This is a genomic window from Brevibacterium luteolum (assembly GCF_013004595.1).
GTDB classification, from domain to species: Bacteria; Actinomycetota; Actinomycetes; order Actinomycetales; family Brevibacteriaceae; genus Brevibacterium; species Brevibacterium luteolum.
Map to the genome: position 1 here is coordinate 137,904 of NZ_JABEMC010000001.1, position 12,957 is coordinate 150,860.

At 66.4% G+C, this 12,957-nt stretch carries 14 protein-coding genes and 1 tRNA gene; 8 read left to right on the forward strand and 7 right to left on the reverse strand.

The window, feature by feature from the left end; genetic code table 11:
• Positions 1-254: 254 nt before the first annotated feature.
• Positions 255-339 (forward strand) — tRNA-Ser (locus HLA91_RS00695).
• A gap of 604 nt (positions 340-943) precedes the next feature.
• Here the strand turns inward: HLA91_RS00695 and HLA91_RS00700 are convergent.
• The gene (locus HLA91_RS00700; RefSeq protein WP_170273121.1) at positions 944-1,384 is read right to left on the reverse strand and encodes a hypothetical protein; all 441 of its coding nucleotides are present in this window, start codon (positions 1,382-1,384) and stop codon (positions 944-946) included.
• 382 nt (positions 1,385-1,766) lie between these two features.
• Between HLA91_RS00700 and HLA91_RS00705 the strand changes: the two genes are divergently transcribed.
• Positions 1,767-2,474 (forward strand): DUF1345 domain-containing protein, encoded by a 708-nt coding sequence (locus HLA91_RS00705; protein WP_170273122.1) that lies wholly within the window; start codon positions 1,767-1,769, stop codon positions 2,472-2,474.
• Between the two features lie 45 nt (positions 2,475-2,519).
• Here the strand turns inward: HLA91_RS00705 and HLA91_RS00710 are convergent, their stop codons facing one another.
• Positions 2,520-2,909 (reverse strand): hypothetical protein, encoded by a 390-nt coding sequence (locus tag HLA91_RS00710; protein WP_170273123.1) that lies wholly within the window; start codon positions 2,907-2,909, stop codon positions 2,520-2,522.
• A 234-nt stretch (positions 2,910-3,143) separates the two neighbouring features.
• Between HLA91_RS00710 and HLA91_RS00715 the strand changes: the two genes are divergently transcribed.
• The 3 genes from HLA91_RS00715 to HLA91_RS00725 all read left to right on the forward strand — a co-directional run bounded on the left by HLA91_RS00715 (position 3,144) and on the right by HLA91_RS00725 (position 5,610).
• Positions 3,144-3,986: an SDR family oxidoreductase gene (locus HLA91_RS00715; RefSeq protein WP_170273124.1), complete on the forward strand. Its 843-nt coding sequence runs from the start codon at positions 3,144-3,146 to the stop codon at positions 3,984-3,986.
• A gap of 256 nt (positions 3,987-4,242) precedes the next feature.
• Complete coding sequence (locus HLA91_RS00720; protein WP_170273125.1) at positions 4,243-4,941, forward strand: hypothetical protein; 699 nt, start codon at positions 4,243-4,245, stop codon at positions 4,939-4,941.
• Between the two features lie 81 nt (positions 4,942-5,022).
• Entirely contained in the window at positions 5,023-5,610 is a 588-nt protein-coding gene (locus tag HLA91_RS00725) for a peroxidase-related enzyme (RefSeq protein WP_170273126.1), read from the forward strand.
• 165 nt (positions 5,611-5,775) lie between these two features.
• On the opposite strand, the gene HLA91_RS00730 is transcribed toward HLA91_RS00725, so the two are convergent.
• Entirely contained in the window at positions 5,776-6,285 is a 510-nt protein-coding gene (locus HLA91_RS00730) for a hypothetical protein (RefSeq protein ID WP_170273127.1), read from the reverse strand.
• A gap of 51 nt (positions 6,286-6,336) precedes the next feature.
• Positions 6,337-7,401, reverse strand: coding sequence for a polysaccharide deacetylase family protein (locus HLA91_RS00735; RefSeq protein WP_170273128.1), 1,065 nt, complete (start codon positions 7,399-7,401; stop codon positions 6,337-6,339).
• Positions 7,402-7,715: 314 nt separating this feature from the next.
• Here HLA91_RS00735 and HLA91_RS00740 point away from each other — a divergent pair, with 314 nt between their 5' ends.
• Positions 7,716-9,797 (forward strand): vWA domain-containing protein, encoded by a 2,082-nt coding sequence (locus HLA91_RS00740; RefSeq protein ID WP_170273129.1) that lies wholly within the window; start codon positions 7,716-7,718, stop codon positions 9,795-9,797.
• A 125-nt stretch (positions 9,798-9,922) separates the two neighbouring features.
• On the opposite strand, the gene HLA91_RS00745 is transcribed toward HLA91_RS00740, so the two are convergent.
• On the reverse strand, positions 9,923-10,474 hold the full coding sequence (locus HLA91_RS00745) for a GNAT family N-acetyltransferase (protein ID WP_170273130.1): 552 nt from the start codon (positions 10,472-10,474) through the stop codon (positions 9,923-9,925).
• 46 nt (positions 10,475-10,520) lie between these two features.
• Between HLA91_RS00745 and HLA91_RS00750 the strand changes: the two genes are divergently transcribed.
• Positions 10,521-10,862 carry a cupin domain-containing protein gene (locus HLA91_RS00750; protein ID WP_102161149.1) on the forward strand — a complete coding sequence of 114 codons (342 nt, stop codon included), beginning with the start codon at positions 10,521-10,523 and terminating at the stop codon, positions 10,860-10,862.
• A 129-nt stretch (positions 10,863-10,991) separates the two neighbouring features.
• Positions 10,992-11,462, forward strand: a complete 471-nt coding sequence (locus tag HLA91_RS00755) for an SRPBCC family protein (protein ID WP_170273131.1) — start codon at positions 10,992-10,994, stop codon at positions 11,460-11,462.
• 114 nt (positions 11,463-11,576) lie between these two features.
• On the opposite strand, the gene HLA91_RS00760 is transcribed toward HLA91_RS00755, so the two are convergent.
• Both HLA91_RS00760 and HLA91_RS00765 read right to left on the reverse strand, forming a co-directional pair.
• Complete coding sequence (locus HLA91_RS00760; protein ID WP_170273132.1) at positions 11,577-12,188, reverse strand: PepSY domain-containing protein; 612 nt, start codon at positions 12,186-12,188, stop codon at positions 11,577-11,579.
• A gap of 186 nt (positions 12,189-12,374) precedes the next feature.
• Positions 12,375-12,911: a type 1 glutamine amidotransferase domain-containing protein gene (locus HLA91_RS00765; protein ID WP_170273133.1), complete on the reverse strand. Its 537-nt coding sequence runs from the start codon at positions 12,909-12,911 to the stop codon at positions 12,375-12,377.
• Between the last annotated feature and the right edge of the window lie 46 nt (positions 12,912-12,957).

The window sequence follows — 12,957 nt, forward strand, 5'->3', positions numbered from 1 at the left end:
GACAGGCATTTCGGCGGCGCCGACGCTGGATGCGCAGGACTCGCCGTGTGCCACTATGACACGCATTCGCCCAGATGTCTCGGGTAGGGGTGCGAGAGGTCGGCAGTCGTTGCCGAATCGAGTTCTTCGTGCTCTGCGACGGGAATCGCGCTGTGAGCCCCGGTGTCCGCGGCAGCAGCGCGGTAGGACAGGTGCGCCGCCGGTCGCGCGGGCTCGATTTCGCTTAACGTTCGGGTTCCGGTAAGATTTCCTGCGGAGGATTCGCCTAGCGGCCTATGGCGCACGCCTGGAACGCGTGTTGGGTTAACGCCCTCAGGGGTTCAAATCCCCTATCCTCCGCGCTGTGAAGTCTCGGGACATCGTTCACTCGATGTCCCGAGATTTCTTTTTGTTTTTGGGGCTGATGTCTCGCGTCATCGTTCCGGGTTTCGCTGTGGAAAACTGCGCGCGAACACGATCGCAAAGCGTCGGTCTGCGGCCCTCGCTGGTATCGGTCGTACTCCGCGGTTGCTCGCTCATAGCGGCTTGTCTGTGCTAGCTATTACTGGCTTTGCCACCGAATGGCCACAGGATCTGTGGGAATGGCAGGTCAAGGCTGCGGACATCTCCTCACCGTGTAATGCCATGGTTGAGTCGTGAACGATGACGTGCGACATGCCTGGAACGATCTCGTGAGACATGTGCAGTCGGGATCTAGGCGGTAGGGGTGAACGATGTCGTGAAACCACTCACCCTATCCTCCGCGCGATGGCGAAGGCTCCTGACCAGAGAAGACGTGGTCAGGGGCCTTCGTCTTGTGCTGGTGGAGCGTGTCAGTCCTGATGCTGGGCCGTACATCGGCTTCAGCGCTGCCAGTGTCATCTGATAAAGCGCGAATCGGCGGTCGCGGCCGAGCGCGAAGTCCCCTGACCAGCACGCTTCGGGGGACTTCAGCATCAGCACATCAGGGCTGGAAGTCATCGGGTCCGTGGAATGCGGCACCGAGCTTCGTCTCCAGGATATCCATGGTGTTCTGCTCAGCCAGGTGTGTGTACGCCGTCCACTTCTCGTCGTCATGGGTGAAGAAGGCCGCTTCGTAGTCACCCTGCACCGACGGCATCGTCTGGTGGAAGTCGGAGTCGACATCGGCGCTGTCGGTGAAGAAGCGCCGCAGTACGCGTTCCTTGCCGTCGGGATACATCTCTGTCGGGGCCGATCGAACGCAGTCGACGGCCACCAGCGCTCCCTCCAGCGGCCCGAACAGGCCATCATCCTGAGGTCCCTCGTCGAGTCGGCTCCACTCACTCAGCGGTGTGCCGGGAGTGAACTCTTCTCGCTCACTGCAGGCGCCGCGACCCATTACCGACTCCACTGCCGCACCGACCTTCTGCTCAACGGCGGACATGGGATCAGCCTTCGAACCCGTGCCTGCACCGTCCTTCTGCGCTGGGCCCGTGGCATCCTCGGCGACGGGTTGCTCGCCACCCTCAGGCGCATCCTCCCCGGCCGTGTCCTCGGGGGCAGAGCTTGGAGTGGAATCGGCTGGTGGCTGCGAACTGCTGCCGCAACCAGCCAGCACCATGAGCGATGTCAGGAGTGCGGCGGAGAGGACTGAGGGCGTGCCAGGGCGCATGAGCGGTGCCTTTCCGGTCTCAGAGTGCTGGTGACGGAGTTCACATCGATCCTATGGCACCCGGACTGGTCACGGCCGATCACCGCCGCATACCGCATCTGCCTGGCTACACTGTCCTCAGTGCCGAACCCGCGATCCGAGTGAGGGCAAGCCGTTGAAGACTTCGACCGATGTTGTCCGCTACTCCGTTTCGACCGCTGCGGCGACCCTCCTGACCCTGCTGATCGAAACGGCCGGAATCCTCCTGCTGCGCCCAGACTCGACGGACGGATCGCTGCGGACTGAGCTCGTCGTCCTCTTCTACCTGCTGTTCTGGAACCTTTTCGTCCTCATCTACGTCACGTGGACGATACGGAGCTACAAGCTTCTGCGCGGACCGGCGCTCATCGATCAGGTGCGTCGCGAAGTCCGGGTGCAGAGCCGCTGGTGGGCGCGGGCTTTCGGGTTCAGTGGTGCGACGAACTTCGCTGTCACCGCTGCCGCCTTCGCCATCTTCCTCACCGTCGTGCTCGCCCAGACTGAGGTGGTGCGCCAGTCGCTGCTCTACCTCGCACTCGGCGTCCTCGCCGTTGCCGCCTCCTGGGTGTTCATGGTCTTCGCCTTCGCCGCCGCCTACATGCACCTCAACGTGCCGGCCGTCGAGAGGCGCCACATCCGCTTCCACAGCGAACCGCCCGAGGAGTTCGACGACTACCTTACCCTGGCAGTGCTCGCCTCGACGATGGCCGCGGGCATCTCAGCACAGATCCGCACGAAGGCTGCCTGGAGGCAGGTGCGCACCAATGTCGTCGTCGCCTTCGGGTTCAACTCGCTCGTGCTCGCGATGATCGTCTCGGTCGTCATCTCCGCCCTGTCCCGGTGACGGCGCTGCCGCGTAAGGCACCGGGCCCGAGGCGGCAGCTGGGTCTCACTTCCTGCGCGGGGTGAACGACGTGGAGCACGTCCACTTCGTCTTGCCCTTCGTGGCGGTGACGGTGACCTTGACCTTGCGGTTCGGGGTGGCGCCGGAGATGTAGTAGTTGACGTTCGCCCGGCCCTTCGTCGAGGCGGTCGCCTTCTTCTTCGTCTTCGTCGTCTTGTAGTGCGCGACCGTCTGGATCTTGGCCTTCGAGCCGACCTTCGAGACCTGCACCGAGGTGTTCGAGTACTGGCGCGGCTTGCTGTTCGACATCTTCACCGCGCACGTCTTGTTCGCGGCTTCAGCAGGGGCCGGTGCGGCCAGTGCGGCGCCGGAGGCCAGCGCGATCGCGGTGAGCCCGGCAGCGAGCCGGCGGCGGAATGAAACGGCAGCAGTCATGCAAGAGTCCTTCACATGTGAGGTGGGGTGGCACTGCCTGCTCCGTCGTCATCGAATCAAGTCGTCATCTTCTGTCCGCAGTGCCGGTGAACAGGGAGGATCCTATCCTGCCGCCTCCACCGGCTCGGCACGCGGTTCGGCATTCGAGCCGGATCCGGCGGTAATCTGAGACGCAGGACAGCAATGCGCATCCGCTGAGCACGGATGCAGTGCCAGAAGCGGAAGGCGGCCACGATGAAGCACCCCTTGAGCGGCAGAACCGTCCTCATCACCGGTGCCGGCAGCGGCATCGGCCGGCTGCTCGCCGAAGGTGCTGCCGCCCGCGGCGCCCGGGTGGTGATCTGGGATCTCTCGCCCGCCTCGGGTGCGGAAGTCTGCGAGGCGATCCGGGCCCGAGGCGGTGAGGCGCTCTCGTTCGCCGTCGACGTCACCGACCGGGAGGCAGTCGCCGCCGCCGCCGATCAGACGGGCCCGGTCGATGTGCTCGTCAACAACGCTGGGATCGTCACCGGCAAACGTCTGCTCGACGCTGCCGACGAGGAGATCGAGCGGACCTTCGCCGTCAACACACTTGCCCTGTACTGGGTGACCAGGGCGTTCCTGCCCGGCATGATCGCCCGCCGGTCCGGGCTGGTGGTCACGATCGCGAGTGCGGCAGGACTCGTCGGGGTCGCCAAGCAGACCGACTACTCGGCCAGCAAGTTCGCCGCCGTCGGATTCGCCGAATCACTGCGCGTCGAACTGGCCAAGGACGACACCGGTGTCGACTCCTTCGTCGTGTGCCCGTACTACATCGACACCGGCATGTTCGCTGGCGTCAAGACGAAGTTCCCGCGGCTGCTGCCGATCCTCAGCCCGGACTATGCCGCCGGCCGGATCCTCGACGCGATCGAGTCCGGGCGCATCCAGCTCATCATGCCCCGGTTCGTGCGCACCCTGCCGCTCGTGCGGATGCTGCCGGTCGCCTGGTTCGACCAGATCATGAACGCCCTGGGCGTCAACAACACGATGGATGCCTTCACCGGCCGCCGGCAGCCGGCAGAACCCCAAACCGCAACGGTGGATCGGCAGGTCTGAGATGAGCTACCAGCCCTACCCGCCGCGCCCGCCGCGTCGGCCCGGACCACCGCGTCGGCCTGGACCGCCGCGTCGGCCCGGACCACCGCCTCCATCCGGAGCGGGACAGCCGCTGCCACCCGGAAACCGGCAGCCTCCGGGACACCGGCCACCCCACGGCGGCCCCGGCCACCCGCCCCAGCAGGCCGGGCCCGGGGCGCCGCCACCGCCTCGGCGCCGGACAACCGGACCGCGAGTCGCGCACCCGCGACCGGACATGAGACCAGGCTCAAAGCCTGCCGACCGGCGGCCGCCGCGCTGGACCTCCGACGTCGGCCGCTGCGTGGGGATGGCGATCGTGTGGCTCGTCATCGGCACTGCGTTCGTCATCGGCGTGCACTTCAGGCTCGTGCGCCACAACAACCTCACGACCATTGACAGCACGGAGGTCTTTGCGGCGATGTGGCTGGGACTGCTCGGCATGTTGGTGCCGTTGGCGTTCATCGGAGAGAAGCGCGTCGATCGCGGAGTGCGCTTCGACGGGCTCGTCTCGATGTTCACCATCAGCTCCATCCTCGTTGCGCTCATGGGACTCATCGCCACGGTCGCCTGGAAACCGATCATCGGCTCCGAAGCCGTGCCCGGCAGCGTGCTCGACGAGCTCTTCTCCACCCCAGCAGCTGCGCTCATCAGCTTCCTCTTCCTGCTCACGGCGACCGCCGTCGCGATCGCCGCAGCCATCCCGCTGGCGGCTGATGCGTTTCCGCGCTGGGTGAGCGCCGGGGTCGGTCTGCCGGTGTGGATCATCGCCGGCATCGCCAGCGGGTTCGCGGCGATCTTCGTCTTCGGCGGCCCGCCGACACTGCTGCGGCTGGTGCTGTGGTTCCTCGCCGCCGTCGTGAGCCTGACGGTCATGTGCCTCGTGCTCGTGCTGGTGCAGCGCTGGCGGGTTGCGCGCGGCATCTTCCCGCGTTGAGGCTCTCAGACTCTTCGGTCGCAGGCGCCAAGGCGCCGAGACTGCGGGGCGGAAGCCGCTGGCAGCCCCTATCGTGTGAGTATGACCCAAATAACAGACCGCTATCCCGCCGCTGAGCTTACCGACCTGCCCGCTGACATCCGCACCCGCATCGAGGAGGTCGCCGAACAGACCGGATTCGTGCCCAACGTCTTCATCCACCTCGCCCGCCGGCCAGCCGAGTTCCGTGCCTTCTTCGCGTACTACGACGCGCTCATGGAGAAGGAAACCGGCAACCTCACCAAGGCCGATAGGGAGATGATCGTGACCGTCACCTCGGCGGCCAACAGCTGCCTGTACTGTGTCGTCGCCCACGGGGCCGTGCTGCGGATCTTCGAGAAGGACCCCTACATCGCCGATCAGGTGGCGCTGGACTACCGGCATGCCGACATTCCCGCCCGGCAGATGGCGATGCTCGACTTCGCGATGAAGGTCCAGCAGACCCCGTGGCTCATCTGCGATGACGACTTCGCAGCACTGGCCGAACACGGCTTCGACGATGAAGACGCCTGGGACATCACCGCGATCACCGGGTTCTTCGGCCTGTCCAACCGGATGGCGACAGTCACTGGGATGGCACCGAACCCCGAGTTCTATCTCATGGGCCGGGTGCCCCGCGACAAACGGTGACACCTCAGTCGGCCGGTGGCACCTCAGTCGGCGCCGCCCCGGTCTGTGACGGCCCTGTCGGTGACATCCCAGCACCCGCCGAGTCCTGAACAGACATCGCGCACCCGTTCTTCACGCTCACGCAAGCAGCGCGGGGCGCGGCACATGCGGGTGGGCAGGGCCCAATCACGCAGAACGATTATGATGCCTCGCCGGCTGAGGGCCCTGCGCGTGGGGTGCCGCACCGGCTGCGGCAGCCGGTGCGACGAGCGTGCGGGCCTGCACCCAGGTGAAGGCGGCGAGCACACAGAACAGCACCGCATCGAGGGCGATGTAGACCAGATGCACGGCACTTCCCGGGGCGCCGGTGCCGTTCAAGACCGCTTCGGTGCGGGCGTTGAGCAGCGGGCGGACGATGGCGACCTTGATGAGCACGATGCCGGTGATCGTCGCGAGCAGCGTCCAGGCCGGGCGGACCTGCCGGGTCATGATGACGGCTGCGATGAGCATGATCGCGAGCACGCCTTCGACGATGTTCATCGCAGTGAACACGAGCCGCCCAATCCCCAGCCCCAGCGGGATCGTGATCCCCGGCGCCTGGAACTTCAGGGGTGCCTCGATGAGGTCGATGGCGATGATGAGGCCCAGCCAGATCGCAGGGATGATGAGCCGGGCGGTCAGGGCAGCAAAGCGCATGAGCGCAGTCTACGCCCGGCCTGCACCTCCGCCGTCAGCTGACCAGCATGCTCAACCGATGATCCCAAAACGGTAGCCGGCGTCCTGGTAGTGCTTGATGATCGCCGGCAGCGCCTGGGTCGTCAGCTGTTTGTTCTTCGCATCGTGCATGAGTACGACCTCGACGTTCGGGTTCTTCTCAGCGTCCCGGCGCTGGGTCAGGCGCTTGAGCTGACCGGCGACGTCGTGGGGTCTGCGGCTGGCCGGTTCGGCATCGCCGTTGACGGTTGACCAGTCGACCCACGTTGCGCCCCGGTCGGCGAGTGCCGCATCGGCGGCTTGCATGTTCTTCCACGACATGTGCCCGCCGGGATACCGGTAGGCCGTCGAAGCGTAGTCCTCACCGAGCACCCCGCGCACGGCCTTGACCGCACGGTCGTAGTCTCGGCCGATCTGCCCGGCGGCGGCCTGCTTGCCGGGGTACAGCCGCTTGTAGTCATGCGAGTGCGAATGGATCGCCACCGCGCTGCCCTGGTCGATGACCTCTCGCACGATCGGCGCTGTGGAGTTGTTGATCTGCTTGCCCACTTGGAAGAACGTCGCATGCACGTCGTGGTCGCTCATCACCTTCAGGTTCTTCGTCGTCTGCTCCGTCGGCCCGTCATCGAAGGTGAGGAACACGATCTTCTCATCCGGGTACCCCTTCGCCTCGCTGCCCTCGTGCAGCCACCGGCTGACGTCCGCAGCAGGGTAGGCGTAGTCCTCGGCGGCGGCCGCATAGGCCTTGCCCGGTGCCACGCCCGAGGCGGCAGGCGCCTTTTCGACCAGCTCGCCGGGCGGCCGGGTCGGGGTCTCCTGCGGGGCGGTGAGCTCAGGCTGTCGGCTCGTGTCCGGCTGCTTGTCACCGGCGTCGCCGAGGCGGGCCTCCGGTTCGGTCTCCGGCCTGGACTCGCGGCGTTCGGCAGTGGAGTGGGAGGCCGGCTCGGCTTGGTGGGTCTCGGCGTATCCGGCTGCGACGGTGCGTGCCGAGTGTGTGTCGTGCAGCAGGGTGTGGGCGGCGGCCGGGGCGACGGTCAGGGCGCCGAGCCCGACAGTGGTGCAGGCAGCCAGAGTCGCCAGTCGCTGACGCGAAGTCATGGGGGAAGTCCTTCCGCGGTTGCGTTCTTCTCCGCATTCAACTCCCGATTCGCCCCGAATGCGAGGACCCAGGCCGGTCATGCCGCGACTTTCTCATCTCGGCTCCAGCCGCGCGGCGGTGGGATGCCCTCCGATGTGCAGGGACCTGGGCGGGTTCATCGGGGTTTCACCGCGGTGTCACGAGATTGCCACACGGGTGCGCCGTTCGATCACCTGAGCGCGTGATGGGGCAGGGTACATTGGCTCCCAACTGCCCATCCTGTGCCCGCCCGGCATCGCCGCCGGCAGGCCACGACTGAGACGAAGGACATCCGATGAGATTGCCCACTCGCATCGCAGCCGCACTCGCCGCGTGCGCTCTGACGCTGAGCATCCCGACCGTCGGCTCCGCTGCCACCACCGTCGACCGCGCCGCGGACGCGACCGCTGCCGAGTCGGCCACCGCCTCGGGCGCGGACACTCCAGCGGCTGGTCCGCTTGCAGATCCCGCCACCGCCGGCGGTTCGACTGCAGGCAGCAGCGGCGGCAGTCAGCCGATCATGCTCATCATCGACGGTTCGGGCTCGATGAAGGCCGCCGACGTCGACGACAAAGGCACCACCCGGTTGGATGCTGCGAAGGATGCGGCCAAAGACGTCATCGACAACCTCAACGACAGCGCCCAGGTCGGCCTGACCGCCTACGGCATGAACACCGGCAGCTCTGATGCAGAGAAGGCCGCCGGCTGCAAGGACATCGAGGTGCTCTCCGCAGTCGAGCCGATCGACCGCGACGGGTTGAAGAAGCAGGTCGACTCGATCAAGGCCTCCGGCTACACACCGATCGGCGAAGCACTGAAAAAGGCCGCCGAAGAGCTGCCTGGCGAGGGCTCCGGCGGCATCGTGCTGCTGTCCGATGGTGAGGACACCTGCGCTCCACCGCCGCCGTGCGACGTGGCCAAGGAGCTCGTCGAAGACGGCGTCGACCTCAAGATCCACACTGTCGGCCTGCGCGTCGACGAGAACGCCCGCAAGGAACTCACCTGCATCGCCGATGAGACGCAGGGCACCTACGCTGATGCCGAGGACACCACCAGCCTGCAGGCCTCGATGCAGGCCGCTGCGCGGGCCGCACTGACCGGCTACGAGGCCCAGGGCACCCCGATCACCGGTGGTGAGGACCGCGCGTCCGCCGCCGACATCCAGCCCGGCCAGTACCTCGACAGCCTGCCCTCGGCCACCGGCAAGATCACCGAGTCGACCGGCATGCGCAGCTACAGGTTCCACCTCGACGAGGGCGAGCGCGGCCTGCTCTCAGCGACGATGGTCCAGCCGTGGTCGGATTCCGGACGGGTGGATCATGACGCGGTGAACCTGGTCGTCAGCGCTGCGGAGGAGGAGAGCTGCAGGCGCAGCGACACGACGCTGGCCAATGCGATGAACCTCGGCGATCTGCCGCCGAGCGCCTTCATCGACACCGGTGCGATCGGCCCGGACAACGCCCGCGTCGAAGGGTCCGATTGCTTCACCGAGGCCGGGGACTACATCGTCACCGTCGAGCGCACCGGCGGCAGCGACCAGACGAAGGACACGCCGTTCCCGCTTGAGCTCAACCTCGTCGTCCAGCCCGGAACCGATCCCGATGACTTCCCGGAGCCCGCGACCGGCCCGGAGCAGCTCGACTTCCTGCCCGCACCCGGTCATCAGGCGAGCCCGCTCGGCGGCGGCACCTCTTTCGGCACCGCCCCGGAGCTCACGGACCCAGTGGTGACCTCGAGCATCAACGTCGGCGAGGTGCAGTACTTCAAGGTGCCGGTCAAATACGGCCAGCAGATCCGCGTGCGCGCCGACTTCGAAGTCCCCGGCAAGGACAAGGCGGTGACGGGCAACCCGAACCTGTGGATCCTCAACCCGCTGCGCCAGGAGGTCACCTCGGTGCGTCCCGGCGAACCCGGTGCACACGACTTCGACAACCAGGAGGACATCTTCGGCGACGAGGGCCACGCCTATACCGGCAGCCGGCAGGCCACGGTACTGGCGCTCAACTCCGCGGTGCCGGTCAACCCGCGCAACCTCGACGGCGAAGACGACCCGAAGTTCAAGACCTCACCGGTGAGCTTCGACGGGTTCTACTACTTCGCCTTCAGCTACTCCGACCTCCACGGCGAGTCCTTCGGCACACCGGGGGAGTATACGCTGAGCTGGGATGTCGTCGGCGACCCGACCGACGGTCCGGGTGCTGAAGGCGCAGGGGATACCGATGATGACGGCGCCGATCAGGCTGCCAGCGGTGGCCAGTCGGTGTGGATGAGTGCACTCACGTGGGGCGGCATCGCCCTTGGAGCGATCGTGCTCATCGGTGCGGTGCTGGTGGCGATCCTGCTGCTGCGCACCCGCCGCGCACGCCTCGGCGGCTGACATGCACTGCGCCGAACCGCCTCGGGGCCGCAAGATCGGCGCCCGAGGCGGTTCCTGCGTTCCGCCCGCTGGTGCGGTGGCCGAGCTGTGTGGTGACTGGTTGGTAAGGCGGCCGGGCTGTCAGGTCATTGGGGGCCGCGGGTCATGCGGATCTCAGCCAGGTCATCAGCGGCCGCGTCGACGTTGCGGGTGCCGTCGGGTGTGAAGCCGTTGCGGGCGTAGAAGCTGCGGGCGCGCGGATTGTCCTCGGCCACCCACAGGGTGGCCGGCGCAGTGTCGATCGCCGCATCCAAAAGCGCCTGGCCGAGACCGGTTCCGTAGTGGCTGCTGAGGATGTACAGCGCCCACAGCTCCAAGCCGGTGCGGTCGTCGTCGCGGGCCCCACCGACGCTCGCGAACCCGATGACATCGGTGCTCGGCAACAGGCCCGGTGTCGTGACCGGGGTGCCGGCGTCTGTGCGAATGGCCAGGCGAGTGCGCGCACATGACTCTGGCTGCGTCAGCCACTGTGCCCACTGCTCGGTGCGGGTGGCCAACACCGCATCGTCGTAGAAGCGCTCATCCAGCAGGTGGCCGTAGGCTTCCCGCCATCCGGCGACGTGCACGCGCGCAATCGCGGCCCCGAGCTCAACGTCGGGCTGCGGACTGGCCTGTGGGGTGATGATGGCGAAGGGCATGACAGCACCCTAGAGGAGGGGTTCGGGCTCGTCTAGACTCGGAGTCATGTCCTTCTCGATCATCGACGTCGGCAGCGAGCTGCTCGAACGCGCCGCCGACGAGCCGACGAAGCTGGCGACCAAACGGATTCCCTCGGACAATGCCGCAATCGTGCGTATCCTCATCGCGATGCGCACTGGCGCGCAGCTGTCCGATCACCCCAACCCCGGTGAGGCAGTCATCACGATCCATCGCGGAGCTGCCACCCTGACCGGCGAATCTGGTGAAGCGATCGCCCTCGACTCCGGCGAGACCGCCGACATCCCGCAGGAAACCCATCGGCTTGATGCCGACCGTGACACGATCGCTGTGCTCACCCTTATCCACCGCAGCCGCCTGCAGTCCTGAACCATCGCCGGTCAGTACGCCGTCAGCCGGCAGACGTGCTGGCAGGCCGGTCAGCAGATCCTGGCAATCCGCTCCAGGTGACCGCCAGGTCCCTTGTCCTCCCTGGGCAATGTTGGCAGAGTTGCAGACATGACTGAGAACGCTACGAACATCACTGTCACCCGCACGATCGATGCCCCGGCCAAGGAGATCTTCGACCTGCTCAGCCTGCCGGAGCGCCATCACGAGTTCGATGGCTCGGGCATGGTGCGCTCAGATGACAAGTCGGATCGCATTCAGGCGGTCGGCGAAGTGTTCGTCATGAACATGCACGCCGAGCACATGGGTGGGGATTACCAGACGTACAACCACGTCACCGCCTTCGACCGCGACAAGATGATCGGCTGGCAGCCGGCTCCGGAGAAGAACAAAGACAACCCGGACGGCTGGGAGTGGCTGTACGAGCTGCGCCCGCTCAGCGCCGACTCGACCGAGGTGACGCTCACCTACGACTGGTCGAAGATCGACGATGAGAAGCTCGCCTCGATCTTCCCGCTGGTGAGCGAGGCCGAACTCGACGACTCCCTCAATCAGCTCGCCGCCGCCGTATCCGGAAGCTGAGCCACCGCCTCGGGAGCGGAACCCCCCGGCATCAGGAATCGCCCGGTCGCTGTCAGCGCAGCGACCGGGCGACCGTCATGCCGAGGGGCGGTCTCACGGCCGCACGGCAGCAGATCAGTCCTCGGTGACCTCACCGGTATCGGCGTCGACGGTGACCTCTTCTGAGTCGCCGTTCTGCGCGATGTCGAACTGGTACTTCAGGCGGTTGTCGTCCCAGCTGTAAGACCATTCCGTGATCCGGCCGTCACGCACCTCAAGGGCCTTGTCGCGGGCCTCGTCGAAGGTCATCGGATCATTGAGATCGATGGCCTCCTCCTTGTCGTTGGTGCTGTCCTCTTCGGTCTTGACGATCTCACCGGTGTCGGCGTTGATGTCGACCTCGTGGTCGGTGCCGTCGACGAGCGTCGCGACGGTCCAGACCCAAGCGCTGTGGTCGTCCTCCCAATCGATCTCGATGGAGTGGACGGTGCCCTCGCCGACCTCCTGGGTGGCGGCGTCGATGGCATCCTGGGCGCTGGTGGCGAACTCATGGGTGGCCAGGTCGGCGTCCTTGGGGGTGCCGTCACCGGAGTCCGCGCCCGAGGTGTCCCCACCGGTGTCCTCGGAGGTCGCCTCCGCGCCTGCGGGCTGGGTCGGGCTGTCATCAATGGCGTCGTCGCCTCCGCTGCAGCCGGCGAGGACTGCGGCGACGGACACTGCTGCGATACCTGCCAGAACTCTGCGCATAAGGTGCTCCTTCGTCGGCGGATTGATCAGCTTCAGGATACCAGCGTCGGATCAAGGCGCCTTGTGCAGCCGATGTCGGCGTGCGAGCGGTTCTGCGCTGCACATGACGGTGCCCGGGGCAGCAGAAGCGCTGCCCCGGGCACCGGAGTCACTGCTGCAGCCGGCGGACCGGTCAGCAGCTGAACGTCACTTCGAGAGGGCTTCGATGAGTGCCTTGTTGAAGACCTCCAGATCACCGGGGTTGCGAGAGGTGATGAGGTTTCCGTCGACGACGAGTTCGGAGTCCTCCCAGGTCGCCCCGGCGTTCTGCATATCGACCTTGAGTGACTCGTACGAGGTCAGCCTGCGCCCCTTGGCCAGACCGGTCTGGGCGAGGATCCAGGGAGCGTGGCAGATCGCAGCGACAGGCTTGCCGGCTGCGAAGAATGCCTCGACGAGTGCGCCGGCATCGGCATCAAGGCGCAGTGAGTCGGCGTTGAGCGTGCCGCCGGGCAGCACGAGCATGTCGTAGTCAGCGGCATCTGCATCGGCGACCGGGACGTCGACGTCGAAGACCTCGGCGTGCTCCCAGTCGCCCTCCATCGCCTGCAGAGTGCCCTGGCTGGGGGACACGATGAATGTCTGCGCGCCGGCCTCGTCAAGCGCCGTGCGCGGGCTGGTGAGTTCGACCTGCTCGACGCCGCGTGTGAGCAGGAATGCAACCTTCTTATCGGACAGGGCCATGGTGCTCCTTCCATCGGGTGTGTGATCCACATCTGCATAAACGCCG